The 25,256-nt window shown below is 61.1% G+C and carries 24 protein-coding genes, 1 pseudogene and 1 riboswitch; of the genes and pseudogenes, 12 read left to right on the top strand and 13 right to left on the bottom strand.

Annotated features, from left to right (window positions below; all coding sequences use genetic code 11):
* Position 1 precedes the first annotated feature (1 nt).
* Positions 2-424 carry a cupin domain-containing protein gene (locus tag J3O30_RS08550; RefSeq protein ID WP_207584289.1) on the bottom strand — a complete coding sequence of 141 codons (423 nt, stop codon included), beginning with the start codon at positions 422-424 and terminating at the stop codon, positions 2-4.
* Positions 425-547: 123 nt separating this feature from the next.
* On the opposite strand from J3O30_RS08550, the gene J3O30_RS08545 reads away from it, so the two are divergent.
* Positions 548-1,534 (top strand): aldo/keto reductase, encoded by a 987-nt coding sequence (locus J3O30_RS08545; RefSeq protein ID WP_207583781.1) that lies wholly within the window; start codon positions 548-550, stop codon positions 1,532-1,534.
* Between the two features lie 210 nt (positions 1,535-1,744).
* Here J3O30_RS08545 and J3O30_RS08540 read toward each other — a convergent pair whose 3' ends face one another.
* The 5 genes from J3O30_RS08540 to clpP form a co-directional block, all read right to left on the bottom strand.
* Positions 1,745-2,644: a DMT family transporter gene (locus J3O30_RS08540; RefSeq protein WP_207583780.1), complete on the bottom strand. Its 900-nt coding sequence runs from the start codon at positions 2,642-2,644 to the stop codon at positions 1,745-1,747.
* A gap of 91 nt (positions 2,645-2,735) precedes the next feature.
* A riboswitch (FMN riboswitch) is annotated at positions 2,736-2,890 on the bottom strand.
* Positions 2,891-3,027: 137 nt separating this feature from the next.
* A complete protein-coding gene (hupB, locus tag J3O30_RS08535) occupies positions 3,028-3,303 on the bottom strand; it encodes a DNA-binding protein HupB (protein ID WP_003573937.1) in 276 nt (91 codons plus the stop codon).
* A gap of 205 nt (positions 3,304-3,508) precedes the next feature.
* Positions 3,509-5,926 carry an endopeptidase La gene (gene lon, locus J3O30_RS08530; protein ID WP_207583779.1) on the bottom strand — a complete coding sequence of 806 codons (2,418 nt, stop codon included), beginning with the start codon at positions 5,924-5,926 and terminating at the stop codon, positions 3,509-3,511.
* 404 nt (positions 5,927-6,330) lie between these two features.
* Complete coding sequence (clpX, locus tag J3O30_RS08525) at positions 6,331-7,608, bottom strand: ATP-dependent Clp protease ATP-binding subunit ClpX (RefSeq protein ID WP_007626206.1); 1,278 nt, start codon at positions 7,606-7,608, stop codon at positions 6,331-6,333.
* Between the two features lie 302 nt (positions 7,609-7,910).
* Entirely contained in the window at positions 7,911-8,540 is a 630-nt protein-coding gene (clpP, locus tag J3O30_RS08520; protein WP_007626207.1) for an ATP-dependent Clp endopeptidase proteolytic subunit ClpP, read from the bottom strand.
* Positions 8,541-8,763: 223 nt separating this feature from the next.
* Here clpP and J3O30_RS08515 point away from each other — a divergent pair, with 223 nt between their 5' ends.
* The 3 genes from J3O30_RS08515 to J3O30_RS08505 all read left to right on the top strand — a co-directional run bounded on the left by J3O30_RS08515 (position 8,764) and on the right by J3O30_RS08505 (position 11,592).
* Complete coding sequence (locus tag J3O30_RS08515; protein ID WP_207583778.1) at positions 8,764-8,919, top strand: hypothetical protein; 156 nt, start codon at positions 8,764-8,766, stop codon at positions 8,917-8,919.
* Positions 8,920-8,944: 25 nt separating this feature from the next.
* Positions 8,945-10,198 (top strand): GGDEF domain-containing protein, encoded by a 1,254-nt coding sequence (locus tag J3O30_RS08510; protein ID WP_207583777.1) that lies wholly within the window; start codon positions 8,945-8,947, stop codon positions 10,196-10,198.
* 149 nt (positions 10,199-10,347) lie between these two features.
* Complete coding sequence (locus J3O30_RS08505; RefSeq protein WP_207583776.1) at positions 10,348-11,592, top strand: cytochrome P450; 1,245 nt, start codon at positions 10,348-10,350, stop codon at positions 11,590-11,592.
* Positions 11,593-11,608: 16 nt separating this feature from the next.
* Here the strand turns inward: J3O30_RS08505 and J3O30_RS08500 are convergent.
* The 5 genes and pseudogenes from J3O30_RS08500 to J3O30_RS08480 form a co-directional block, all read right to left on the bottom strand.
* Positions 11,609-11,779 (bottom strand): annotated as a pseudogene (locus tag J3O30_RS08500) (phosphate ABC transporter ATP-binding protein); the annotation flags it as partial.
* Positions 11,780-11,810: 31 nt separating this feature from the next.
* Positions 11,811-13,940: an EAL domain-containing protein gene (locus J3O30_RS08495; RefSeq protein WP_207583775.1), complete on the bottom strand. Its 2,130-nt coding sequence runs from the start codon at positions 13,938-13,940 to the stop codon at positions 11,811-11,813.
* Between the two features lie 234 nt (positions 13,941-14,174).
* The gene (locus J3O30_RS08490) at positions 14,175-14,519 is read right to left on the bottom strand and encodes a cupin domain-containing protein (RefSeq protein WP_207584288.1); all 345 of its coding nucleotides are present in this window, start codon (positions 14,517-14,519) and stop codon (positions 14,175-14,177) included.
* Positions 14,520-14,525: 6 nt separating this feature from the next.
* Positions 14,526-15,821, bottom strand: coding sequence for an O-acetylhomoserine aminocarboxypropyltransferase (locus J3O30_RS08485; protein WP_207583774.1), 1,296 nt, complete (start codon positions 15,819-15,821; stop codon positions 14,526-14,528).
* A 117-nt stretch (positions 15,822-15,938) separates the two neighbouring features.
* Positions 15,939-16,367 (bottom strand): CoA-binding protein, encoded by a 429-nt coding sequence (locus J3O30_RS08480; protein WP_207583773.1) that lies wholly within the window; start codon positions 16,365-16,367, stop codon positions 15,939-15,941.
* 120 nt (positions 16,368-16,487) lie between these two features.
* Between J3O30_RS08480 and J3O30_RS08475 the strand changes: the two genes are divergently transcribed.
* Both J3O30_RS08475 and J3O30_RS08470 read left to right on the top strand, forming a co-directional pair.
* Positions 16,488-16,811 (top strand): hypothetical protein, encoded by a 324-nt coding sequence (locus J3O30_RS08475; protein WP_207583772.1) that lies wholly within the window; start codon positions 16,488-16,490, stop codon positions 16,809-16,811.
* Between the two features lie 476 nt (positions 16,812-17,287).
* Positions 17,288-18,124, top strand: a complete 837-nt coding sequence (locus J3O30_RS08470; RefSeq protein WP_207583771.1) for an EamA family transporter — start codon at positions 17,288-17,290, stop codon at positions 18,122-18,124.
* Here J3O30_RS08470 and J3O30_RS08465 read toward each other — a convergent pair whose 3' ends face one another.
* Together J3O30_RS08465 and J3O30_RS08460 are read right to left on the bottom strand one after the other, a co-directional pair.
* Complete coding sequence (locus J3O30_RS08465) at positions 18,125-18,949, bottom strand: enoyl-CoA hydratase (protein WP_207583770.1); 825 nt, start codon at positions 18,947-18,949, stop codon at positions 18,125-18,127.
* A gap of 194 nt (positions 18,950-19,143) precedes the next feature.
* Entirely contained in the window at positions 19,144-19,368 is a 225-nt protein-coding gene (locus J3O30_RS08460; RefSeq protein ID WP_207583769.1) for a DUF1127 domain-containing protein, read from the bottom strand.
* Positions 19,369-19,414: 46 nt separating this feature from the next.
* Between J3O30_RS08460 and J3O30_RS08455 the strand changes: the two genes are divergently transcribed.
* The 6 genes from J3O30_RS08455 (at position 19,415) to argC (ending at position 25,256) form a co-directional block, all read left to right on the top strand.
* Positions 19,415-20,341, top strand: a complete 927-nt coding sequence (locus J3O30_RS08455; protein WP_246762738.1) for a LysR family transcriptional regulator — start codon at positions 19,415-19,417, stop codon at positions 20,339-20,341.
* Between the two features lie 312 nt (positions 20,342-20,653).
* Positions 20,654-21,118, top strand: a complete 465-nt coding sequence (gene rplM / locus J3O30_RS08450) for a 50S ribosomal protein L13 (RefSeq protein WP_164008904.1) — start codon at positions 20,654-20,656, stop codon at positions 21,116-21,118.
* Between the two features lie 2 nt (positions 21,119-21,120).
* A complete protein-coding gene (rpsI, locus tag J3O30_RS08445; RefSeq protein WP_207583768.1) occupies positions 21,121-21,588 on the top strand; it encodes a 30S ribosomal protein S9 in 468 nt (155 codons plus the stop codon).
* A gap of 309 nt (positions 21,589-21,897) precedes the next feature.
* The gene (gene cml / locus J3O30_RS08440; RefSeq protein ID WP_207583767.1) at positions 21,898-23,082 is read left to right on the top strand and encodes a CmlA/FloR family chloramphenicol efflux MFS transporter; all 1,185 of its coding nucleotides are present in this window, start codon (positions 21,898-21,900) and stop codon (positions 23,080-23,082) included.
* 219 nt (positions 23,083-23,301) lie between these two features.
* Complete coding sequence (gene speB / locus J3O30_RS08435) at positions 23,302-24,264, top strand: agmatinase (protein WP_207583766.1); 963 nt, start codon at positions 23,302-23,304, stop codon at positions 24,262-24,264.
* Between the two features lie 59 nt (positions 24,265-24,323).
* Positions 24,324-25,256, top strand: a complete 933-nt coding sequence (gene argC / locus J3O30_RS08430) for an N-acetyl-gamma-glutamyl-phosphate reductase (protein WP_207583765.1) — start codon at positions 24,324-24,326, stop codon at positions 25,254-25,256.

The raw sequence follows: 25,256 nt of genomic DNA, 5'->3' as shown, positions 1-25,256 counted from the left end.
TTTAGCTCATGCCGGAATATTGCGCGTCGGTGACCTGCTCCAACCAGTCGACATGCTTGCCGTCCAGCGCCTCGTGAATGGCGATGTGCGTCATCGCCGTGTCCGCGGCGGCACCGTGCCAATGTTTTTCGCCCGGCGAAAACCATACCGTGTCGCCGGCGCGGATCTCGCTTATCTCACCGCCCCAGCTCTGGACGAGGCCCCTGCCAGAGGTCACGATCAGCGTCTGGCCGAGCGGATGCGTATGCCAAGCGGTGCGGGCGCCGGGTTCGAAGGTGACCGAGGTTGCCCGCATCCGGGCCGGTTCGGGCGTCTCCATCAACGGATCCTGGCGAACGGCGCCGGTGAAATAATCGGCCGGCGGCTTCATCGAAGGGCGAGAGCCGACAGGTTTGATCTCCATGATCTTTCCTTTTCCATTCATTGCGGTTGAAGCCTTGTCGCGGAACGATATTTCATCGAGGCAACCAATCAAGGCCGGATCGACAATTGCCGCATAGTTGTCCGCCTGATAGGCCAATATCTTTCATCACCTGGAGGATTTTTCATGAAACACCATGCTTTCGGCCGCATGCCTTTCACCGTCACCGATGTCGGCTTCGGCGCTTGGCAGATCGGCGGCTCCTGGGGCGATATCAGCGAGGTGGATGGACGCGCGGCGCTTAACGCCGCACTCGATGCCGGCATGACCTTCATCGATACGGCTGACGTCTATGGCGACGGCCGCTCGGAAAAAATCATCGCCGACGTGCTGAAGGCGCGCGGCGGCCAGCGCCCGATGGTCGCCACCAAGGCCGGCCGCCGGCTCAACCCGCATGTCGCCGAAGGTTATACCAAAGCGAACCTCGAAGGCTTCATCGACCGCAGCCGTGAGAATCTTGCCGTCGACAGCCTCGACCTCGTGCAGCTGCACTGCCCGCCGCGCGAGGTGTTTTACCAGCCTGAGGTCTTCGAGAACCTGAACGCGCTGCAGGCGGCCGGCAAGATCAAAGGTTACGGCGTCAGCGTCGAAAAGGTCGAAGACGGGCTGAAGGCGATCGAATATCCTGGCGTCGTCAGCATCCAGATCATCTACAATATCTTCCGCCAGCGTCCCGACCACCTGTTCTTCCAGGAAGCGCGCCGCAGGAACGTGGCGATCATTGCCCGCGTGCCGCTGGCCAGCGGCCTTCTCTCCGGCAAGATCACCCGGGACACCCACTTTGCCAGCGACGACCATCGCAATTTCAACCGCAACGGCGAAGCCTTCGATGTCGGCGAGACTTTTGCCGGCGTGCCCTTCGAGGTCGGCCTGCAAGCGGTGGAAGAGGTGCGCAAGCTGGTGCCTCAGGGCGCCACCATGGCGGCCTTTGCGCTGCGCTGGATCCTGATGGCTGAAGCCGTCACCGTCGTCATCCCCGGCGCCCGCAATGCCGAACAAGCTAAAGCCAATGCGGCCGCAGCCGATCTGGCGCCCCTTACGGCCGGTGTCATGGCGGCAACACGCGAGATCTACACGCGGCTGATCGCGCCGCATGTGCATCAGCGCTGGTAGGGCTGGAGCGTCGCTATTTTGTCAGGGCTGCGGCAAGTCGAGTCAGGCCCTCATCCGGCTGCCGCCACCGGCCGGGGTCGAGCCATGGGTTTCGGCCCGTCCCTCGTAAACGAGACGAAGGGGATGTGCCGCAACCACTCGGTTCCCTGCCCACATCTAGCATGGCACCTCCCCTTTTCCCCGTTTTCCGGGGGAGAAGGTTAGGGTACCTCAGGCGGGTTTCCGCTCTTTGCGCATCTCGTTTCGCATGATGAAGAGTGAGGCGGAAAGGATGAGCACTGCGCCTAGCCAGAGGTAGCCGGCCGGCGCATAACCGAAGAACAGCCAGCCGGCCAGCACATTCAGCGGCAGCTTCAGATCGTCGAAAGGTTGAATGTAGGCGGCATCCGCTGCGGAATAGGCAAGCGTCAGGAAATACTGCGCTGCGGCGGTCAGCAGCCCCGCCAGCAGGAACAAGGCAAGTGTTGTACCCGTCGGCACTGCAAAGCCTGCCGCAAGCGCCAGCCCTCCGTTTATCGGCGTCAGCAGAACGAGCAGCCAGACGGTGATCGTCTCCGGTCGTTCGATGCCCGTCAGGCTCTTGGTGATCAGCGACGAGGCGCCCCACAGCAGCGCCGAGAGCACCGGCAAGAGTGCTGCCCAGCCAAAGCCGTCCGACCATGGCTGCAGGACGATCATCGCGCCGGTGAAACCGGCTGCGGTCGCCGCCCAGCGGGCCGGACCGACGCGCTCACCCAGGAAGAGCCGGGCGCCGAGAATGATGAAGAACGGCGAGGTCATCACCAGCGCGATCGCCTGCCAGATCGGCACCGCGGCAAGGCCGGCGACCCAGGCCTCGACCCCGAGCGCGGCAAGCACGACGCGCGCCAGGTGACGCCAGGGATAGTGCGTGCGCATCGCCGCCAGGCCGAGCCTGCGCAGGAACGGCAGCGAAAACAGGAAGGCGAAGCCATATTGCCAGAAGGCGGCCGAGGCCGAGGGAAAGGCAAGCTTCATCGTCAGCCATTGGGTGACGACGTTAAGAAGCGAAAAGGCGATGCCGGCAAGGACCATCCAGAGTGCACCGACAATGGCGCGGGACGGCTCGACCGCAAGAGAATTCTGACTCATGTCTTTCATCCAAAACCAGGGACCAACATAAATCAGGACGCATGAGCCACGAACAGGCGACGCAGGACACCCCGCCCTTCGCACGGCCGACACTCATTCTCTTCCATCCGGACTTTAACCGTCGGCTCCGGAATCGCACCGGATCTGCTGACCCTCCCCCCGCATTGGCGCGGAAGGCGGCGCTCGCGGGCTCGGGCCGAAACCCATACCGCCGGTGGGGAGTTTCACCTCGCCCTGAGAACAGAAATGTCGTAGATCAAAGCCCGCATGGCGGCAAGCCACGAAAGCAAGGGCCCAGCAAAGCAAAAGGGGTCCGGCAAAGCCGAACCCCTTTCCAAATCCTGCACAGCCGGTCTCGTTTACGGCTGGCGGATAATCTCAGATCAGCCGTTGACGGCGTCCTTCAGGCCCTTGCCGGGCGTGAACTTCGGCACGTTGCGAGCCGGAATGTCTACCTCAGCGCCCGTCGACGGGTTGCGGCCCTTCGATGCGGCACGATGAGAAACGGTGAAGCTGCCGAACCCTGCAAGGCGGATGTCGCCCTTGTTCTTGAGTTCACCCTGGACAACGTCGAAAACCGCGTCAACAGCGGAAGCCGCGTCAGACTTCGTCAGTCCTGCCTTTTCGGCGACTGCGGACACGAGTTCATTCTTGTTCATGTTTCCACCCCTTTCTAAATGGTACGAAACGACTCAATATAAGCTAGGCGCCGAATAGGTATCATCAGGCCCGCCGGGAACCCAAAAGCCCTGCAAATCAAGGAAAAGCAAGCGTCTACATGACGTTTTCACAAAAAAGGCTGGCGTTTTCGCCAGCCTTTTTCCGAGTTTTCAGCCAATGGGGCATAAATGTGGCCGAGGCCACTCAATGCGCTATGGTTGCGCCCGTCTCGTCGAGGCCTTCGACCGATGCGATGACCGGCGTTTCCACCGTGCCGTCCCATTCGATCGGCTCCGGCCGCCGGATCAGCGCATGCTTGATCACCTCGCCCATGCGGGATACCGGGATGATCTCCATGCTGTTCTTCACGTTATCCGGAATCTCCGCCAGATCCTTGGCGTTCTCCTCCGGAATCAGCACCTTCTTGATGCCGCCGCGAAGGGCTGCGAGCAGCTTTTCCTTGAGACCGCCGATCGGCAGAATACGACCGCGAAGGGTGATCTCACCGGTCATGGCCACGTGCCTGTTCACCGGGATACCGGTCATGATCGAGACGATCGCGGTCGCCATGGCGACGCCGGCCGAGGGGCCATCCTTCGGCGTCGCGCCTTCCGGCACGTGCACGTGGATGTCGCTCTTGTCGAAGCGCGGTGGCTCGATGCCGAAATCGACAGCGCGCGAGCGGACATAGGAGGCCGCCGCCGAGATCGATTCCTTCATGACTTCCTTCAGATTGCCGGTGACCGTCATGCGGCCCTTGCCCGGCATCATCACGCCTTCGATGGTCAGCAACTCGCCGCCGACCTCCGTCCAGGCAAGACCTGTGACAACGCCGACCTGATCCTCGCCCTCGGCTTCGCCGTGGCGGAAGCGCGGGACGCCCAGATAGTCGGAGATGTTGGCAGCCGTCACATGCACGGACTTCGTCTTGCCCTTGATGATCTCGGTGACCGCCTTGCGGGCAAGCTTCATCAGTTCGCGCTCGAAGTTGCGGACGCCGGCTTCACGGGTGTAGTGCTGGCTGATGGACATCAGGGCGTCGTCGTTGACCGAGAATTCTTCCGGCTGCAACGCATGTTCCTTGATGGCCTTCGGCAGCAGATGCCGCTTGGCGATCTCGCGCTTTTCATCTTCGGTGTAGCCGGCGATACGGATGATCTCCATGCGGTCCATCAGCGGCGCCGGGATGTTCAGCGTATTCGCCGTCGTAATGAACATCACATCCGACAGGTCGTATTCGACCTCAAGATAATGGTCCATGAAGGTCGAGTTCTGTGCCGGATCGAGTACCTCGAGCAGGGCCGAAGACGGATCGCCGCGATAGTCCTGGCCGAGCTTGTCGATCTCGTCGAGCAGGAAGAGCGGGTTGGACTTCTTCGCCTTCTTCATCGACTGGATGACCTTGCCGGGCATCGAGCCGATATAGGTGCGGCGGTGACCGCGGATTTCGGCTTCGTCGCGAACGCCGCCAAGCGCCATGCGGACATACTCACGGCCGGTCGCCTTGGCGATCGACTGGGCGAGCGAGGTCTTGCCGACACCCGGAGGGCCAACGAGGCAGAGAATCGGGCCCTTGATCTTGGTGGCGCGAGCCTGCACGGCCAGATATTCGACAATGCGCTCCTTGACCTTGTCGAGACCGAAGTGATCGGCTTCGAGGATCTTCTCGGCATTGTTGAGATCGGCCTTGATCTTCGACTTCTTGCCCCACGGAATGCCGAGCAGCCAGTCCAGATAATTGCGCACGACGGTGGCTTCGGCCGACATCGGGCTCATCTGGCGCAGCTTCTTCAGCTCCGCATCGGCCTTTTCACGGGCCTCCTTGGACAGCTTGGTCTTGGAGATACGCTCTTCCAGCTCGCTCATCTCGTCGCGGCCTTCCTCGCCGTCGCCGAGTTCCTTCTGGATCGCCTTCATCTGTTCGTTCAGGTAGTATTCGCGCTGGGTCTTCTCCATCTGGCGCTTGACACGCGAACGGATGCGCTTTTCGACCTGCAGGACCGAAATCTCGCCTTCCATGAAGCCGAGGGCCTTTTCGAGGCGAGCCTTGACGCTGGTGGTTTCCAGCATCTCCTGTTTCTCGGTGATCTTGATCGACAGATGCGAGGCGACCGTATCGGCGAGCTTGGAATAGTCGTCGATCTGGCTGGCGGCGCCGACCACTTCGGGCGAAATCTTCTTGTTGAGCTTCACATAGCTCTCGAATTCGGAGACGACCGAACGCGACAAGGCTTCCAGTTCGACCGGATCGTCGTGCGGCTCCTCGAGCACATGGCCGAGCGCCTCATAGAAATCCTCGCGGCCGGTATATGTGTCGATCTCCGCGCGGGCGCGGCCTTCGACCAGAACCTTGACGGTGCCGTCGGGCAGCTTCAACAGCTGCAACACGTTCGCCACGGTGCCGACCTTGTGGATCGCGGAGGGATCCGGATCGTCGTCGCTGGCGTTGATCTGCGTCACAAGCATGATCTGCTTATCGGAACCCATGACCTCTTCGAGCGCACGGATCGACTTTTCCCGTCCGACGAACAGCGGCACGATCATATGCGGGAAAACCACGATGTCGCGCAGGGGCAGAACAGGGTAGGCAGTACTGCTCGCTACAGACGTTTTCTTCGTCATTTTAAGTCCTTTCCATCGTCCCGTTACCGGGCTCTCTGCGCGGCCGCTTGGGACCGGCCGGCACTCTCACTTGGCTCTACAAGTGGAGGTTCTGACTACGCTTTTCAAGCCACGCTAACGCCCGCGTTCCCCGGATGTGACAGCTTCATTACAACGGAACGCCAACACTATGAAGCGCGTGGCTGGACCGGCGCTTACCACTTCCGACCCGGCTAAAATACAAACGCCAGCAATAGGCTTACGGAATCACGGCATCATTGCCAAGCACTCTCCCTTGCGCAACATCGGCAAAGGCAATTCCGGTTCCCACCGGCAAAATACTAACAGTGCCTCGGATGGTTTTTCAAATAGAAAGGGGCCCGCCGATGGCAAGCCCCCAAAATAATCGTGCGAAAGCGCAAAGGTTACGCCGAAGCGTTGGCCTTTTCTTCCTGACGATCGGCATAGATGTATAGCGGACGGGCCGAACCGCGAACCACTTCCTCGGAGATGACGACCTCGCGCACGCCTTCGAGCGTCGGCAGTTCGAACATCGTGTCGAGCAGGATCTTCTCCATGATCGAGCGAAGGCCGCGGGCGCCGGTCTTGCGGACGATCGCCTTGCGGGCTGTTTCGCGCAGAGCATCCTCGTGGAAGGTCAGTTCCACGTCTTCCATCTCGAACAGGCGCTGATATTGCTTGATCAGCGCGTTCTTCGGCTCGGACAGGATCTGGATCAGCGCATCTTCATCGAGGTCTTCGAGGGTCGCCAGAACCGGCAAACGCCCGATGAACTCGGGGATGAGGCCGAACTTGACCAAGTCTTCCGGCTCCAGTTCGCGCAGGACTTCGCCGACGCGGCGATCGTCCTGGGCCTTGACGGTAGCGCCGAAGCCAATCGAGGTCTTCTCGCCGCGGGCGGAGATGATCTTATCGAGGCCGGCGAAGGCGCCGCCGCAGATGAACAGGATGTTGGTCGTGTCGACCTGCAGGAATTCCTGCTGCGGGTGCTTGCGGCCGCCCTGCGGCGGAACGGAAGCGACCGTGCCTTCCATGATCTTCAGCAGCGCCTGCTGCACGCCCTCACCCGAGACGTCGCGTGTGATCGACGGGTTGTCGGACTTGCGCGAAATTTTGTCGACTTCGTCGATGTAGACGATGCCCCGCTGCGCACGCTCGACATTGTAGTCGGCCGATTGCAGCAGCTTCAGGATGATGTTTTCGACATCCTCACCGACATAGCCGGCCTCGGTCAGCGTCGTCGCATCGGCCATGGTGAAGGGAACGTCGATGATGCGGGCGAGCGTCTGGGCAAGATAGGTCTTGCCGCAGCCGGTCGGGCCGACGAGCATGATGTTCGATTTCGCCAGCTCGACTTCGCCGTTCTTCGAGGCGTGCGCCAGGCGCTTGTAATGGTTGTGAACGGCGACCGACAGGATTTTCTTCGCCTGCCGCTGGCCGATGACATATTCGTCGAGGACCTTGATGATGTCCTGGGGCGTCGGAACGCCGTCGCGGGACTTGACCATCGAGGACTTGTTCTCCTCGCGGATGATGTCCATGCACAATTCGACGCATTCATCGCAGATGAAGACGGTCGGTCCGGCAATCAGTTTCCGGACTTCGTGCTGGCTCTTTCCGCAGAACGAACAATAGAGTGTGTTCTTGGAGTCGCCGCCGTTGCTGCCGCTGACCTTGCTCATTTCACTTTCCTTCCAGCACGCCGCATTTCAAGGCGAAATCGCGGTCCACTCTATCAGCTCCTGGCGGCACTCCGTTTCCGGAGCCTTTGCCGAGAAGGGCTTCAGGGGCTACGAACCAGGCCCAACAAATCATGTCCGGGTCCCGGCGGCAACGAATCCCCTTCGAATGCCGAATGCTATGTCATAAAAATTCAACATAGCATTAATAGTTACTATTAGCGTCTTCGTCGCCTGTTGAAAGCCCTTGTTCAATCACAAATGGGATAGAACTGTGGCGACGAAAACACCATCCCTATTAATTACTAGGCCTGTTCGCCTTCCATTTCGATGCGCGAGGTCAGAACCTTGTCGATCACGCCCCAAGTCTGGGCCTCGTCGGCATCCATGAAATGGTCACGATCGAGCGTCTTTTCAACTTCCTCGTAGGTGCGGCCGGTGTGCTTGACATAGACCTCGTTCAGGCGGCGCTTCATCTTGAGGATGTCGCGGGCGTGGCGCTCGATGTCCGAAGCCTGTCCCTGGAAGCCGCCCGAGGGCTGATGCACCATGATGCGGGAATTCGGCGTGGCGAAGCGCATATCTTTGTGGCCGGCAGCCAGCAGCAGCGAGCCCATGGATGCGGCCTGGCCGATGCAGAGCGTCGAAACCGCGGGCTTGATGAACTGCATCGTGTCGTAGATCGCCATGCCGGCGGTGACGACGCCGCCGGGCGAATTGATGTAGAGGGCGATTTCCTTCTTCGGGTTTTCGGCCTCGAGGAAGAGAAGCTGGGCGCAGACGAGCGTCGCCATATGGTCTTCGACGGCACCCGTCAGGAAGATGATGCGTTCCTTCAACAGGCGGGAATAGATGTCGTAGGAGCGTTCACCGCGGTTGGTCTGTTCCACGACCATCGGCACGAGGGCCATTGCGGTATCGACTGGGTTTCTCATGTGCGTCCTTTGTCAACGTCTCGCCGGCCGGCGCCGGGAATCAAAGAAAATGTCTATCCCTACATAGAGTGTCACTGCCCTCCTCTTCAAGACACGCATGAGGATAACGTTAAGATGGCGGGGCAAGGCGGCTTTAGCTGGTAGCCTCTTTCCCCCAAACGCCTGTTAACGGCGAGGCCCTGGCATCATCGCCCCCGGCTTTTCTCCACGACAGGATGAAGGAATGCTTACTTCATTCGAGAGCGCTTATAAGCGTTTACCCGACAGAAAGCCTACCGGCAGATATCAGCGCAAAAGCGTGCTGCGGCGCAACAGCATTAAGGAAGTGGCGAGCTTCATCGGCAAGGATAAAGGCCAACAAATAGCGGCCGACAGATAAGGCCGACGGGCAAGGGGTTGCTGCCGTGTTCAATATTGCTACAGGTCTCGCCATCTGGTGTTCGGAGGCGATGACGCTCGCTTTGGTGCTGTTCGTCGCCTGGCGCCACAATGTCAGAAACGAGGCCTACCTCTATTGGGGCATCGGCTTTCTGCTGACCGGCATCGGCTTTGCGATGATCGCGCTGCGCGGCCAAGTGCCCAGCCTGTTGTCCATAGAGATCGGCAATGCCATTGCGCTGCTCGGCCAGAGCGCCTGGGTGGCGGGTTTTCTGGCGCTGGACCGCAAACGGATCGAATGGTGGGCGCTGCTGCCGCCGGCGATCTGGCTCGCCGGGGTCTTTCTGCCCTGGGTCAACAGCGACTATTCAAACCGGGTGGTGCTCTATAATCTCGCTTCGGCGACGGGTGCGACGGCGCTTGCCCTTGCGGTCGCCGCCGGCGACATGCGCCGCGAGCGTACCCGCGTCAAGCTGATGGGTGTGTTCGTCATCCAGGGCTGCCTGTGCTTCGGCTCGGCGGTGACGATGGCGCTAACGCTGCCGAGCGATGTCGAGGCGACCAATCTCGGCGGCGCCTCCGCCATGGCAAGCGCCTTCCTGCTGACCATCGCCTTCGCGTTCACCTGCCGGCTGATCATGGAGCGCTCCGAACGGCACCTGCGCGCCCTCACCCTGACCGATTCGCTGACGGGCGTGCTCAACCGCCGCGGCCTGCTCGGTTATTTCAACGCCATCCAGGAAAAAGCTCATGACGACCAGCGCCAGGTCGCAGTGATACTCTTCGATCTCGACCATTTCAAGCGCGTCAACGACCGTTTCGGCCACCAGTCCGGCGATGCCGTGCTGACCGAATTCGCGCGAATGGCCCGCCAGTATATTCCGAACCACATCTTCGGCCGTATGGGCGGCGAAGAATTCGCAGCCTTCGCCGCGGTCACCGACCAGACCGAGGCCGAAGCGATCGCCGAAGCGATCCGCACCGAATTCTGCCGTCTTCCCGTCAGCACCGGCGAAGCAATCGTTCCCGTCACCGTCAGCATCGGCATCGCGCTTGCTTCCTCGGTCGAAGCCAATATCGACAAGCTGATCTCGGCCGCCGACCGGGCGCTCTACGCGGCAAAGGGCGCAGGCCGCAACTGCACCGTCACCTTCGGAGAAGCCGAGGCAGCAGCGCCGGCGCCGGCCGCGCCGAGCAACACCGCCGGCGAACTCGTGCCGACGGTCGACGACCAGATCGAGGCCCTGCGGCGCATGGGCACGCTGTCGCGGGCCGGCTAGCGGTAACGGTGAAAACCGGAATCAATCCTCGGGGTTAGACTTAGATTTTAAAGTGATTGACGCGCCCGGCCGGGCGCGCATCGCTTCCGGGCGGCTCGCCCTCACCCCGCACCTTTCCGAGGCCGAGCAAATCCGCTAAGCCTTCGGGCATGATGATACCGCCCTTTCTCTCGATCGATCCGGCCCGCCGCCATGTATCGCTGGACGCCCGCAACCCGGCCTTCTACAGCAATCCGAATGCCGTCTATGCCGCACTTCATGCGCATTGTCCGACGTTCTACTGGAGCGAGCAGAAGCAGTGGTTCTTCACCGGCTACGACCATGTGAACGGTTTGCTGCGCGATCGCCGCTTCGGCCGGCAGATCCTGCATATCGCCAGCCGCGAGGAGCTCGGGCTTGCCGAGCCGATGCCGCATCTTGCCAGTTTCGATCTCTCGGAACGCTATTCCCTGCTCGAACTCGAACCGCCGGAGCACACACGGCTGCGCACGCTGGTCAACCGCGCCTTCGTCTCCCGCCATGTCGAGAAGATGAAACCAGAGCTTACCGAGTTGGCCAACCGGCTGATCGACGGCTTCGCGGAAAAGGGTGAGGTCGAGCTGCTCTCTGCCTTTGCCGACATCATACCGGTGACGATGATCGCCCGGATGATCGGCATTCCCGAGGAAATGGGGCCGCAGCTGCTTGCCTGGTCGCACGCCTACGTCCGCATGTACATGTTCGGCCGCACGCGCGAGCAAGAAGACGAGGCCGAACGGGCGGCGAAGGAATTTTCCGACTATGTCCGGACGGTGATCGCAGAGCGCCGCGCCGAGCCACGCGACGACCTGCTCACCCACATGATCCATACCGAGCACAAGGGTCAGTATCTGACCGAGGAGGAGCTGGTCTCGACGACGATCGTGCTGCTCAATGCCGGGCACGAGGCGACTGTGCACCAGATCGGCAATTCGGTGCGCATCATCCTCGAGAGCGGCTCAGATCCGGCGGAAATCTTCCGCGACGAGGCGACGACCGAGCGCACCGTCGAGGAAACCCTGCGCACCTGCGCGCCGGTCCACATCTTCCAGCGCTGGGCCCTGGAGCCTGCGGAAATCGACGGCGTCTCCTTCCAGCGCGGCGACAAGGTCAGCCTCATCCTCGCCGCCGCCAATCTCGACCCGGCGAAGTTCACCGATCCGCTGGCCTTCCGGCCCGACCGCAACGAGGCGGCGAACCTCTCCTTCGGCGCCGGCATCCATTTCTGCATCGGCGCGCCGCTGGCGCGGCTGGAGCTCAACGTCGTGCTCCCGATCCTGTTCGCAAGGCTTGCCGGTCTCAAGCTGGCGAAGACGCCTGAAGTCAAGGACGTCTACCATTTCCACGGGCTGGACCGGCTGGATTTGTGGTGGTGATCCATAGCCTCGCAGATCAGCCGTAACGGCCGGTGATGTAGTCTTCGGTGCGCTTGACCTTCGGCGACTGGAAAATCTCAGCGGTCGGGCCGTATTCGATCAGCTCGCCAAGATACATGAAGGCGGTATTGTCGGAGATGCGGCTTGCCTGCTGCATGTTGTGGGTGACGATGACGATGGTGAACTCGCCCTCAGGCGGGCGACCCATCGATCGCGCGTCATGCGGCCGAGTCTTCCTGCAGCCTGCCGGATATGTCGTGCGCCGACATAGGTCTTCCCATCAGATAGCCTTGAAGCTGATCGCAGCCAGCCTCTCGCAAGATCGCCGCCTGGCGGCTGTTCTCGATACCTTCGGCGGTCACGGGAATCTTCAGAGCGGTCGCCAGCGAAATGGTCGCCCGAAGGACATCGGCGCCGTTGGCGCCTTCATCGAGAGCGGACACAAGCGAGCGATCGATCTTCATGCGATCGAACCCGAACTGCCGCAATGCGCCGATGCTGGCGTAGCCGCAGCCAAAGTCATCCAGCGCGAACTTTATCCCGACGCGCTTCAGCTGGTCTATCGACCGCCGGGCCTGATCCGGATTTGTCATCAGAACGCCTTCGGTGATCTCCAAGGTCAGGCGCTTCGGATCGAAATCGAGCTCGCGCAGGACCGAGATTACCTCCGCGGCAAATTCGGGATTGCAGAGTTGGATTGGCGAGACGTTCACCGACAGTGCCAGATCGGGCCAGCTCTTGGCATGCTCGATTGATGTCCTCAGCATGTGAACGCCAAGCGCATCGATGAGGCCGCACCTCTCGGCGAGAGGGATGAAAATCTCCGGGCTGATGTTTCCGGTTGACGTTCGCCAGCGCGCCAGCGCTTCAAGACCAGTGACAGCGCCTGTTGTGGCGGAAACGAGAGGCTGGAAAACGGCCTCGATCGCACCAGTGCTGATGGCGTGCTTCAACAGACCTTCCAGTTCGGCGACCCGTTGGCGTTCCTCGTCCAGTTCGGGGTCGAATTCGATCGCCTGGCCTCTGCCACTTGCCTTGGCGCGATAGAGGGCCATGTCCGCTCTGCGGAGAAGCTCCAGAGGCTCGATGCCTCCGTCGCGCGCGGCAGCTCCGATGCTTGCTCCAACTTCGATCGTTCGTCCGCCGATTTTGAAGGGCTCGGCAAACAGCGCGAGAATGGTCTTTTCCATATCTTCGCACGTGGCAGATCCAACATGCACCAGCGCAAATTCGTCGCCCCCCAGCCTAGCCGCGGCGACGACCTCGGGGTGGCAGGCCATCAGCGCGTTCGAAACCAGTCGGATCAAATCATCGCCGACCGCATGCCCCCAGGCATCGTTGACCGCCTTGAAGCCATCGAGATCGACCAGATAGAGCCGGGGTGGCGAAGAGCCCGAATTGTCCAACTCTTCCAGCAGGCTGAGAAGTCCATGTCTGTTCAACAGGCCGCTCAGGCTGTCATGGCCGGCTTCGAAAAGCGCTGCCTCCGCCAGCTGGCGCAGGCGCCGTGCCTCGGACGTCCCGACCATCAGAACGCCGATCAGGAACAGCGCAAGAATGGCGACGGCGGCAGCGACATAGGGCGTTACCCGATGAAACACAGTGCTTCCAGGCGCTTTGCTCGGCCATACGAGGTAGCCGATGACGGCCCCTTTCATGTCGGTGATCGGCGTATTCAGAAATTCCGGCCTGGGCTTCGTTTCAAGGTGCAAGCCTTCGAGTTCATGTTCGTTCGAGAGCGCGTCGAGAACCTCGGGGGTAAATTCCTTGTAAAAGCTCAGCGTGCTGAGCTTCGGAAGCTCTCCGGAGGCTTCGAAGGGCTGGATCGCCTGCGATGCGAGCAGGGCGATACCGCTTTCGGTCTTGATGAAGTTGACCATCGGCGCCCGCTCGGGATCGGCGGCTGCGTTGATCTGCCGATAAAAGCCTTCGCCGAAAAAGGCGCTCGGCTCGAAGGGCTTGCCCTTGGCATATGCGGAGACGATCGACGACCGGTCAGGGCCGATTACGATCGCGCCGTCATAGAGCGCGTAATCCTCGCTGGTCTTTCCCCAATTTTCATAGGCCCAGTCGGCGGCGGCAGGAGAGGAGGCCGCACTATAGGCATCGTCCCATATGGCATTGTCCGTCGTCGTCCCGCTCAGACGAGCCACAAAGGCTCCGATCGCCGCGCGGGCGGCGCGCGTGGCCCGCGCATCGTCGATCTCATTCGCCGACCGGGTCATCTTGACGACGACATGTGCCATCAGGCCGGTCAGGATGAGGGCGACGACAAGGAAACAGACCGTTGTCGCAATGATGGAAGAGGTCTGGGTGCGAACGTGCCTACCTGCAAGATTCGACGACATGCATATTCCGGAAAGATTAATTGCAAGGCCATGTCTGTGGGGACGGCAGGAGACATCATGTCCGCTATGCGCTGCAGATAAGATATAGCATTTTGACGATGTAGACCCGATTAACGGGATTGGTTAAAAGCGTTCTATCCGGCAAAGAAGCGCAGCCATCCGCAGAAAGACGGGCCGTCATCGCCGCAAATCGGGACAGGCCCGCCATCGTCAGCGCCGGTTTGCTGGCGCTGCTTAAACCTTGATCACATAATCCTTGCGAGTCGTTTCAACGACTTCCCACGTTCCCTTGAAGCCGGGTCGCAAGATCATCCGGTCGCCCGTCTTCAGATGAACCGGCTCACCGCCCTCCTCCGTGACGATCGAATAGCCGGACAGCAGGCTGAAATATTCCCATTCCTCATAAACGATCCGCCACTTGCCCGGCGTCGCCTCCCAGATGCCGGAATAGAGCCCGCCTTCGGCCTCCTCCAGGTTCCAGGTGCGGAAATGCGGATCGCCTGAGATGATCCGACCGGGCTCCGGGGCGCCGAACTCGGGTTCGACGCCGTCAATGCCGAGGGTGATGAAATTTGCCATGGCCACTCAGATCTTCGAGAGCGCCTGTTCGAGGTCGGCGATGATGTCCTTGACGTCCTCGATGCCGACGGAAAGGCGTACCACGTCGGCGCCGGCGCCGGCGGCGGTCTTCTGTTCCTCGGTCAACTGCCGATGTGTCGTCGAGGCCGGGTGGATGACGAGCGAGCGGGTGTCGCCGATATTGGCGAGGTGGGAGAAGAGCTCCAGCCCCTCGACCAGCGTCTTGCCCGCCTCATAGCCACCCGTAACGCCGCCTTCGACGCCGAAAGTGAAGACGGAGCCTGCGCCCTTTGGGGAATAGCGCTGCTGCAGGGCATGGTTCGGATCGTCGTCGAGGCCGGCATAATTCACCCAGGCGATCTTGCTGTGCGCCTTCAGCCATTTGGCGACGGCGATCGCATTGTCGCTGTGGCGTTGCATCCGGAGCGGCAGTGTCTCGATGCCGGTCAGGATCAGGAAAGCGTTGAAGGGCGAGATCGCCGGGCCGAGATCGCGCAGGCCGAGCACGCGGGCAGCGATCGCAAAGGCGAAATTGCCGAAGGTTGCGTGCAGGACCATGCCGTTATATTCCGGCCGCGGGCTCGACAGCATCGGGTAATTGCCGGATTTCGACCAGTCGAAGGTGCCTCCATCGACGATGAGGCCGCCCATGGAATTGCCGTGGCCGCCGAGAAACTTCGTCAGCGAATGCACGACGATATCGGCGCCGTGCTCGATCGGGCGGATGAAATAGGGTGTCGCCATCGTATTGTCGACGATCAGCGGCAGGCCGTTGCGATGCGCGACATCGGCAATGGCGGCGATATCGACGAAGGTGCCGCCGGGATTGGCCAGGCTTTCGATGAAGATGCCGCGCGTCTTGTCGTCGATCTGGCTTTCGAAGCTCGCGGGATCGGCGGGATCGGCCCAGCGCACCTGCCAGCCGAAATTCTCGAAGGCATGGCCGAACTGATTGATGGAGCCGCCGTAGAGCCTGTTGGCCGCGATGAAATTCTCGCCTGGGCGCATGATGGTGTGGAAGACGATCATTTGCGCGGCATGGCCGGAGGCGACGGCAAGCGCCGCCGTGCCGCCCTCGAGCGCTGCGACGCGCTCCTCGAGCACGGCCTGCGTCGGGTTCATGATGCGGGTGTAGATGTTGCCAAAGGCCTGCAGGCCGAAGAGAGCCGCGGCATGATCGGAATCATTGAAGACGAAGGCGGTGGTCTGGTAGATCGGCGTGACACGCGCGCCGGTCGCCGGGTCGGGCTGGGCGCCGGCATGGATCGCCAACGTATTGAATCCCGGATCGTTCTTGGCCATGTCGTCCTCCAGTTGTTGCTGACGGGCGGGATCATAGCCTGTCGTCTACGAAAGTTAATCGCGATCCGTTTCAACCCTTGGGCGTTTGGTGGAAAATCCGTCTCATCGCACCTCAACTCAGGCAATGAGACGGGGATACTCGATCGCCGGGCAGCGGTTCATCACCACCTTGATGCCGGCGGCCTCCGCCTTTGCGGCAGCCCCATCGTCACGGACGCCAAGCTGGGCCCAGATGATCTGCGGCAGCGGTCTCAGCGCCAGCGCCTCCTCGACCACCCCATCCAGATATTCGGCGGCGCGAAACACGTCGACCATGTCGATCGGCACGGGCACGTCGGCGAGCCGGGCATAAACGGTGCGGCCCTGGATCTGTTTGCCCGCCTGCCCCGGATTGACGGGAATGACCTCGTAGCCGCGCGACAGCAGATAACCCATGACGCCGTTGCTCGGCCGCGCCGGATTGGGCGAAGCGCCGGTCAGCGCGATGGTCTTTACGGAATGCAGGATTCCGGCGAGATAATCATCCGTATAGTCGTCGTGGTCCATGGTCGTTTCTCCACTCCCGAAAGCCCTCCAGCGCGGCCCGCAGTTTTTTTTGCGTTTCCGCGAAACGGGCTGCGTGTCTTTTCCGTATATATGAATTGGTTACTTCCTGAGGATGATTCGATGAAAAAAATCGCTCTTGCCCTCATGCTCGTGCTCGCCGCATCGCCGGCGCTGGCGATCTCGCGCTACAATCCGCTTGCCATGAGCTGCGCCAGCGTGCGCGCCGCCATCCACAATCAGGGCGCGGTGATCTTCCGCTATCAGTCTCCCCGTGGCTTGCCGCTTTACGATCGTTATGTCCGCAACAGCAATTATTGCGATGCGACCGATTATGCGGAATGGACGCATATCCCCTCGAAAGACAATCCCCGCTGCCCGGTCCTGAATTGCCAGAATATCGACAACCTTGACGGGATGCTTTTCGTTCCACATCATCAATTGTGATGGTTTCGCCCTCCTGACGGCCGCGGGAAGTCTGCAGGACTTTCGCCTTTGCGAAAGGCCGAAGCTCAATCCCGTGGTGCGACTTATCGACGATGGCACAATCAAAAGTTTAAAATTTTCAGTATGTCAAAGTTATAGAATAATATCTATATTTCAGCAGCATAGAATAATCACCTGCCTAATTCCCCCGGATCATTTCTGCTTATGTTCTTGATAATCCCCCGTTCCGTTCCCGTGTCCATTAGAAACATCTCATAGTTGAAAGGATCGCTTGGATTGAACGCATGTCGAGCGCACGTAAAAATTGCTTCAATCCACCGCGATTGTTTCCACACTGAAAGAATGCTATTCGTATATGAACGCGACCGCGACCGCCGCCGTGTATTTTCGTGCAAATCCCAGTTGTCTTTTCAGGAATTTGAAACGCCGAAGGCGAGGCGTTTTCCACTTCCCGCATCTTTTCCGGATTTACTCCCTTGCCACTCGACGTCATCCTGCTGGTTCTATTCGGCGCACTGCTGCATGCGACATGGAACGCCATCGTCAAGGCCGGCAGCGATAAATCTCTCGACGCGGCACTGATCTCTGCAGGCGGCGCGGTTTCGGCGCTGCCGTTCCTGGCATTTCTGCCGTTGCCGCAAAGCGCGGCCTGGCCGTTCATCGGCGTCTCGGCCATCCTGCAGTTCGCCTATTTCCAGTTGGTCGCCGCTGCCTACCGGGCCGGCGATATCGGCCTCGTCTATCCGCTGATGCGCGGCTGCGCACCGCTGCTGATCGCCGCGACAAGCGGCTTCATCCTGAAGGAAAATCTTTCCGGCGGCGCTCTCGCGGGCACGATGACAATCTGTGCGGGCGTCCTGACACTCGCTCTGGAGGCACGGCGCGGCAGCAGCCGCGCCATCCTGCTCTCGCTTGCCAATGCCTGCGTCATTGCCAGCTACACCTATGTCGACGGCATCGGCGCACGCCTTTCCGGCAATGCGGTTTCCTACACATTATGGATGTCGCTGCTGCCGCCGGTGTTGCTGTTTTCCTGGGCGGTTTCGCAACGCGGCACCTTGGCCGTGACGCGTCACGTCCGTCGCAACTGGTGGCGCGGCCTGATCGGCGGCGCCGGCTCGATCGCTTCCTACGGGCTGGCACTTTGGGCGATGACAAAAGCCCCGCTCGCAACCGTCGCGGCCTTGCGCGAAACCGCGATCCTCTTTGCGCTGGTGATCTCGATCACCGTCTTCAAGGAAAAAGCCAGCGTCTGGCGCTACGTCGCCGGTGTTGTCATCGCCATCGGCGGGCTGGTTCTGAAATTGGCGTGATCACTCGCCCTTCCATTCCGGCGTGCGCTTGCCGAGGAAGGCGCCGATGCCCTCCTCAGCATCCTGCGTCAGCATATTGTCGACCATCACTCTAGCGGCATAGTCATAGGCTGCCTCAACCGGCAGTTCGAGCTGGCGGTTGAACGCTTCCTTGCCGATCTTCAGGATCAGCGGCGATTTGCTGGCGATCACTCCGGCATATTTGGAAACCACCTGCGCCAGATACTGCTTCGGCACGATGCGGTTGACGAGGCCGAAATCCTTGCCGGTCGAGGCGTCGATCGTCTCGCCGGTCAAGAGCATCTCCATAGCCTGCTTGCGATGGGCGGCCCGGGAAACGGCCACCATCGGCGTCGAACAGAACAGGCCGATATTGACGCCCGGCGTGCAGAATGTCGACGTATCCGTGCAGATCGCCAGATCGCAGGAGGCGACGAGCTGGCAGCCGGCCGCCGTCGCCAACCCGTCAACCTCGGCGATGACGGGCTTCGGCAGATGCGCGATCTTCAGCATCAGATCGGCGCAGAGCCGGAAGGCCCTCTCGAAGAAACCGGCTCCCCGGTCCTCATCGGCGCGGTGGGCAGTGAGTTCCTTGAGATCATGCCCGGCGGAAAAGACATTGCCGGTCGAGGCGATGACGATGACGCGCACATCCGCATCCGAGCCGGCCTTATCGAGCTCGGCCATCAGCGCTTCGAGAAGCGCGATCGAGAGCGCATTGGCCGGCGGGTTGTTGAGCACGAGGCGCAGCACGCCGTCGCGCAGCGAGCGAACCAGTAACCCATCCGCCCTGTCTGCGTCCGGGAAGGATAGGATTTCGGCCATGATGCTGCTCCCTGCGCTCGATTTTAGAGCAGTTCAGCTTTTACGGAAACGCAGAACCACTCTAACTTTTTGTTTTAACGCCCTTCCGAACGGAAAACCGCTTCGCGCTTTTCCAGGAATTGCTTTGGACAGGTGTTCTGCCACAAGGCTGCGGCAATTTCGAGCAGGATATGCTCTGTCCGCAGCGGCCGCAGTCAAGACCAGAACCAGGATTTCAATATCTCAGCCTTCGCCTCAGCACGGGTCAGGCCGACATCGCAAAGCTCGTCGTCGGTGAGCTCGCAAAGCGTGCGGCGGCTGCGGCGCTTTTCCAGGTGATGCTCGATTGCCGCCAGCAGCCGCCGGCCCCTGCGCGCCGACCGGCAAAATTTCGATCGAACGATATCGCGCTCAAGGATTTCGCTCAATTCCATGGCCATCTCTTCCACCTCTCTTCAACACCAGAAGGATGGGCTGGAAACCCACATGAAGGAAGCTTATGGAAGTTATGATACACATAAGGAAATCTTTGGTATGGCGCTCAACCTCGATCAGCTCGCAACCTTCGTCAACGTCGCCGATCTCGGAAGCTTTACGGCGGCCGCCGACATGGAGGGACTGACGCAGCCGGCCGTCAGCCTGCAGGTCAAGGGGCTCGAGCAGCGGCTCGGTGTCCGGCTGATCGAGCGCGTCGGCCGGCGAGCGCAGCCCACCGCGGCAGGCCTCGACCTGCTGGTGCATGCAAGGCGATTGCTGCAGCAATCGGCCGTCGCTGAGGAAGCGATGATGCCACACAGAGACGGTGCCAGCGGCCGCGTGCGCATCGGCAGCGGCGGCACGGCGTCGATCCACCTGCTTCCTCACGCCATTGCCGCCGCCCGAAAATCCATGCCCGGCCTGGAAATCACCGTGCGCATCGGCGATGCCGACGACGTCTTGCGCGATCTGGAGGCCAACAGCCTCGATATCGCCGTCGTTGCCCTGCCGGCCTCAGGGCGCAACTTCGAGATCGAACCGTTCTACGAGGAAGAATTGCTGGCCGTCGCTCCGGCGGGCAGCCTGATACCCGACGGCGGACCGGACGCCGCCTTCATGCGCGACAGGACGCTGCTGCTTTATGAGGGCGGCAATACGCGACGGGCAATCGACGCGTGGCTGGCCGCACCGGACACTAGGATCCGACCGGCCATGGAGTTCGGCAGCATCGAAGCGATCAAGGAACTGGTAGCCGTCGGGCTCGGCTGGTCGATCCTGCCGGGACTGGCGTTGAAGCGCGACCGCGCCGGCCTCGTGACGACCTCATCGCTGCAGCCGAAGCTCACGCGCCGCCTCGGCATGGTTCTGCGCCGGGACAAGCATCTGACACGCGGCCTTCGGGAAATGATGAAATGCCTGCGCGAGTTCAAAGATTAGCGGCCGCTTCGACCGCGGCATGCTCTTTCAAACCCAGCAGGGATGCGAAAAGCGTCAAGCACGGCAGCTCTTTCGCCGGCAAATCTGTGGTAACACAATACCTCATAACTAACTCATTGTTTTTGCTTACTCTTTTTTCCAGACCTCAGGAACGTCGATATTGACCCAATGTCATATTCCCTCTATACACCGCGCCAGAACGCAGCCTGTCCGGGCTGCTTTCTTTTTGGCATGCCTCGAGCCTGTCAATCCAAGCAACAAGAAACGCCCTTCAAGCCCTCGGGCCAAGGGTCTCAAAAGAGAGTATTCACTATGGCAACCTTCTCCCAGAAGCCTGCAGAGGTGGAGAAGAAGTGGGTGATCATCGACGCCGAAGGGCTGGTCGTTGGCCGTCTCGCTTCCATCATCGCTATGCGCCTGCGCGGCAAGCACAAGGCAACCTTCACGCCCCACGTTGACGACGGCGACAACGTCATCGTCATCAATGCCGACAAGGTGGTTTTCACCGGCAAGAAATATTCCGACAAGGTCTATTACTGGCACACCGGTTTTGCCGGCGGCATCAAGGAACGTACCGCGCGCCAGATCATCGAAGGCCGCTTCCCGGAGCGCGTCCTCGAAAAGGCCGTCGAACGCATGGTTCCGCGTGGCCCGCTCGGCCGTCGCCAGATGAAGAACCTGCGCGTTTACGCCGGCTCCGCCCATCCCCATGAAGCCCAGCAGCCGGTCGCCCTCGACGTTGCCGTGCTCAACAAAAAGAATGTAAGGAGCGCCTGATCATGGCTGACCTCTCCTCCCTGAAGGATCTCGGCACGATTTCCGAAGCTGCTGCTCCGGCCCACGTCCGCAAGGTCGATTCGCTCGGCCGCTCCTACGCGACCGGCAAGCGCAAGAACGCCGTCGCCCGCGTCTGGCTCAAGCCGGGCTCCGGCAAGATCATCGTCAACGGCAAGGAATTCGCGGAATATTTCGCTCGTCCGGTGCTGCAGATGATCCTGCGCCAGCCGATCGTTGCGGCTGCCCGTGACGGCCAGTTCGACATCATCGCAACCGTTGCCGGCGGCGGCCTGTCCGGCCAGGCCGGTGCCGTTCGCCACGGCCTGTCCAAGGCGCTCACCTACTTCGAGCCGGGCCTGCGCCCGGTGCTGAAGAAGGGCGGCTTCCTGACCCGCGACAGCCGCGTCGTCGAACGCAAGAAGTACGGCAAGGCAAAGGCCCGCCGCTCCTTCCAGTTCTCCAAGCGTTAATCGCTTCGGACAGACGGAATTTACGAAGGCCGGGGAAACCCGGCCTTTTTTTGTTTGGCGCTGTTTAAACCAACCGGAAGCGCATCGGCATGTCATTGTCGCATTGCCGTTCTGCTGGTAGAAACTTGGCAAAGGGCTTCGAGAATGAGCGAAGCCGCAATCAGGGTTGCATCATGGGGACAACCAAGTCCGCAGACAAATAGGCCGCAACAACTCTGCCCTGTTGTTGCGGCGTCTGTCCGACCAATCCCGATACTGATGAAGAGACAGATCGCCGCCGAATGAAATCATTTGAGCGGGTTCTTTCCCATGTCTTATTCCAAAATCCAGCGCTGGACCTATTCCGTGCCGGCAGCCTTGCTGCTGATGGCGCCTTTCGACATCCTGACCTCTCTTGCCATGGATATCTATCTGCCGATCGTGCCGGTCATGCCGGAGGCGCTCGGCACCTCGCCTGATGTCATCCAACTGACCCTCAGCCTCTACATGCTCGTCCTCGGCGCCGGGCAGATCATCTTCGGCCCGATTTCCGATATTGTCGGACGACGGCCCGTCCTGCTCGCAGGGGCGGTACTCTTTGCCGCTTCCTCCTTCCTGCTGGCCGGCTCCTCGTCGGCGCCGCTCTTCGTGGCCTTGAGATTGCTGCAGGCAGTCGGTGCGTCGGCGGTCCTCGTCGCAACCTTCGCAACAGTGCGTGACGTTTACGCCGGACGTCCCGAAAGCATCACGATCTATGGCCTTCTCGGCTCCATCCTCTCCTTCGTGCCTGCATTAGGCCCGATCGCCGGAGCCTTGATCGCCGATCGCTTCGGCTGGCGGGCCATCTTCCTCGTCATCGGCCTGCTTTCGGTTGCCGCCCTTTTCAATGCCGGCATGCGGTGGCATGAAACCCGCCCCACCGTTACCGCGAAGATCGCTCTCCGCCCGATCCTCACAAGCTTTCCCTTCTGGGTTTATACCGGCGGCTTCAGCACGGCGATGGGGGCCTTCTTCGTCTTCTTCTCGACGGCACCCCGTGTGCTGATCGATAAAGCCGGTTTCTCCGAAATCGGCTTCAGCTTCGTCTTTGCCACAGTGGCGCTGGTGATGATCGTGACGGCGCGTTTCGCCAAACGCTTCGTCATGCGCTGGGGCATTGCCGGCAGCCTTGCCAGAGGCATGGCAATGCTGCTTCTCGGCGCCGTGCTGCTTGCCTTTGGAGAGTTGTTTCTGCAGCCTTCCCTGGTCAGCTTCGTCATGCCGATGTGGATCATCGCGATCGGCATCGTCCTTACGACGGCAGTCACCGCCAACGGCGCGCTCAACGCCTTTGGCGACACGGCAGGAACGGCGGTCGCGTTCTATTTCTGTGTCGAGAGCATCATCGTCGGCTTTGCCGGAACCGCCTTCGTGCTCCTGCTCGGCGGCGACAGCGCCTGGCCACTCGTGGGCTACGTCAGTGCGGCCGCGCTGACGACTCTGGCCGGATTGTGGTCCCTGCGGCGGCCGGCCTGACAGGAGCGGATGACGGCGGCTCGACGATATACGAGCGGCCGTCATCCGAACGATTGCTTGAAATCTGCCCGCGCCTCGCCTACCCCTTTCTGCGCGCAGGGGATCGGTCAATTCCTTCGTAAGAGACCCGCCCGACGCCCAGGCATCGAACGGCGTCATGCAATGCAGCGTCCGCATCGAACGCGACTATGGTTTTGCGACCGAAAAAAGGAGCATCACTTGGCGAACAGATCGATTGATCATGCCTTCACGGCGACCAGCCTCACCTCCGCCGCCAGCGACCCGACCTTTGCTGGCGCGCTGTCCTTCATGCGCCGCCGCTTCACCAAGGAGCTCGCCGGCGTCGACGTTGCCGTCTGGGGTATTCCCTTCGACGCCGCGACCTCGAACAGGCCGGGCACGCGCTTCGGGCCGCAAGCGATCCGGCGCGCCTCGGCGATCTTCGACAATGATCCGCAATATCCCTTCAACCGCGATCTCTTCACCGAGATGGCCGTCATCGATTACGGCGATTGCCTGCTCGACTACGGCAATCATCAGGATACGCCTGATGCCATCGAACGCCAGGCCAACGTCATCCTCGACAGCGGCGCTTTTCTGCTGACGCTCGGCGGCGATCACTACGTTACCTGGCCGCTGCTGAAAGCCCACGCGGCAAAACACGGGCCGCTCGCGCTTGTGCAGTTCGACGCGCACCAGGACACCTGGTTCGACGAAGAACGGCGCATCGACCATGGTTCCTTCGTGGCACGGGCCGCCCGCGAGGGCATCATTGATCCCGACCGCTCGATCCAGGTCGGTATCCGCACCCATGCGCCGGAGGATTTCGGCGTCAATATTCTCTATGGTCATCAGGTCGAGGAGATGAGCGCCGGCGATATCGCCTCGGCGATCATCTCGCATACGCGCGGCGCGCCGGCCTATCTCACCTTCGATATCGATTGCCTCGATCCGGCCTTTGCACCGGGCACCGGCACGCCGGTTGCCGGCGGCCCATCGAGCGCCAAGATCCTCTCGGTGCTGCAGCGCCTGCACCAGCTCGATATTCGCGGTGCCGATGTCGTCGAGGTGTCGCCACCCTACGACCATGCCGATATCACCGCCATTGCGGGGGCAACGGTGGCGATGTATATGCTGGGGCTTCATGCCGAGAGACGCGCCATCGCCGTGTCACAAGGCTGACGTATCATCCCAAAGTGAATCCGGAAACCTTCTGAACCCATTGAAAGCGCAGGTCTAACATGGCACCGAAAATCTTCATCGACGGCGAACACGGCACGACGGGTCTGCAGATCCGCACGCGCATGGCTGGCCGCCGCGATGTCGAGCTTCTGTCCATTCCAGAGGCCGAGCGGCGCAACGCGGCCATGCGCGAGGACATGCTGAACAGCACCGATATCGCCATTCTCTGCCTGCCTGACGACGCTTCCAAGGAAGCGGTGCAGATGGTTTCGGCCAACAATAACGTCCGCGTCATCGACACCTCGACCGCCTTCCGCGTCAATTCCGGCTGGGCCTATGGCTTTGCCGAAATGGACAGCGCGCAGGCCGACAGGATCAAGGCGGCCCGTTTTGTCGCCAATCCCGGCTGCTACCCCACGGGCGCGATCGGCCTCATCCGGCCGCTGCGTGCTGCCGGCATGCTGCCGGACGGCTATCCGGTGACGGTCAACGCGGTGTCCGGCTATACCGGCGGCGGCAAGCAGATGATCGCGCAGATGGAAAACCCGGATCACCCGGATGCGATCACCGCACCACATTTCCTCTACGGCCTGCCGCTGACCCACAAACATGTGCCTGAAATGACCGTGCACGGACTGCTCGACCGCGCGCCGATCTTCTCGCCGTCGGTCGGCAAGTTCGCACAGGGCATGATCGTCCAGGTGCCGCTGCATCTCGGCGACCTCGCCGAAGGCACGACGATGGAGAGCATCCATGCAGCCCTCGTCGCCCATTATGCCGGCCAGGATATCGTCACCGTCGTGCCGCTCGCCGAAAGCAAGGTCCTGCCCCGCATCAACGCCGTCGAGCTCGAAGGCAAGGACACGATGAAGCTCTTCGTCTTCGGCACGCCAGGCACCTCGCAAGTCAATCTGGTGGCGCTGCTCGACAATCTCGGCAAGGGCGCCTCGGGTGCTGCCGTGCAGAATATGGACCTGATGCTCGCCTCCTGA

The sequence above is a fragment of the Rhizobium sp. NZLR1 genome, assembly GCF_017357385.1.
GTDB lineage: Bacteria > Pseudomonadota > Alphaproteobacteria > Rhizobiales > Rhizobiaceae > Rhizobium.
This window is presented reverse-complemented; position numbering and strand designations above follow the sequence as displayed.

Excerpts from the sequence above, each read along its gene's own strand:
- J3O30_RS08460 (WP_207583769.1), bottom strand. The coding sequence starts at position 19,368 with ATGGCCATGGAATTGAGCGAAATCCTTGAGCGCGATATCGTTCGATCG.
- J3O30_RS08495 (WP_207583775.1), bottom strand. The coding sequence starts at position 13,940 with ATGTCGTCGAATCTTGCAGGTAGGCACGTTCGCACCCAGACCTCTTCC.
- J3O30_RS08505 (WP_207583776.1), top strand. The coding sequence starts at position 10,348 with ATGATGATACCGCCCTTTCTCTCGATCGATCCGGCCCGCCGCCATGTA.
- cml (WP_207583767.1), top strand. The coding sequence starts at position 21,898 with ATGTCTTATTCCAAAATCCAGCGCTGGACCTATTCCGTGCCGGCAGCC.
- J3O30_RS08515 (WP_207583778.1), top strand. The coding sequence starts at position 8,764 with ATGCTTACTTCATTCGAGAGCGCTTATAAGCGTTTACCCGACAGAAAG.
- J3O30_RS08550 (WP_207584289.1), bottom strand. The coding sequence starts at position 424 with ATGAATGGAAAAGGAAAGATCATGGAGATCAAACCTGTCGGCTCTCGC.
- J3O30_RS08490 (WP_207584288.1), bottom strand. The coding sequence starts at position 14,519 with ATGGCAAATTTCATCACCCTCGGCATTGACGGCGTCGAACCCGAGTTC.
- J3O30_RS08485 (WP_207583774.1), bottom strand. The coding sequence starts at position 15,821 with ATGGCCAAGAACGATCCGGGATTCAATACGTTGGCGATCCATGCCGGC.
- J3O30_RS08545 (WP_207583781.1), top strand. The coding sequence starts at position 548 with ATGAAACACCATGCTTTCGGCCGCATGCCTTTCACCGTCACCGATGTC.
- rplM (WP_164008904.1), top strand. The coding sequence starts at position 20,654 with ATGGCAACCTTCTCCCAGAAGCCTGCAGAGGTGGAGAAGAAGTGGGTG.
- rpsI (WP_207583768.1), top strand. The coding sequence starts at position 21,121 with ATGGCTGACCTCTCCTCCCTGAAGGATCTCGGCACGATTTCCGAAGCT.
- J3O30_RS08480 (WP_207583773.1), bottom strand. The coding sequence starts at position 16,367 with ATGGACCACGACGACTATACGGATGATTATCTCGCCGGAATCCTGCAT.
- clpP (WP_007626207.1), bottom strand. The coding sequence starts at position 8,540 with ATGAGAAACCCAGTCGATACCGCAATGGCCCTCGTGCCGATGGTCGTG.
- J3O30_RS08540 (WP_207583780.1), bottom strand. The coding sequence starts at position 2,644 with ATGAGTCAGAATTCTCTTGCGGTCGAGCCGTCCCGCGCCATTGTCGGT.
- hupB (WP_003573937.1), bottom strand. The coding sequence starts at position 3,303 with ATGAACAAGAATGAACTCGTGTCCGCAGTCGCCGAAAAGGCAGGACTG.
- J3O30_RS08475 (WP_207583772.1), top strand. The coding sequence starts at position 16,488 with ATGAAAAAAATCGCTCTTGCCCTCATGCTCGTGCTCGCCGCATCGCCG.
- lon (WP_207583779.1), bottom strand. The coding sequence starts at position 5,926 with ATGACGAAGAAAACGTCTGTAGCGAGCAGTACTGCCTACCCTGTTCTG.
- clpX (WP_007626206.1), bottom strand. The coding sequence starts at position 7,608 with ATGAGCAAGGTCAGCGGCAGCAACGGCGGCGACTCCAAGAACACACTC.
- J3O30_RS08455 (WP_246762738.1), top strand. The coding sequence starts at position 19,415 with ATGAAGGAAGCTTATGGAAGTTATGATACACATAAGGAAATCTTTGGT.
- J3O30_RS08465 (WP_207583770.1), bottom strand. The coding sequence starts at position 18,949 with ATGGCCGAAATCCTATCCTTCCCGGACGCAGACAGGGCGGATGGGTTA.
- argC (WP_207583765.1), top strand. The coding sequence starts at position 24,324 with ATGGCACCGAAAATCTTCATCGACGGCGAACACGGCACGACGGGTCTG.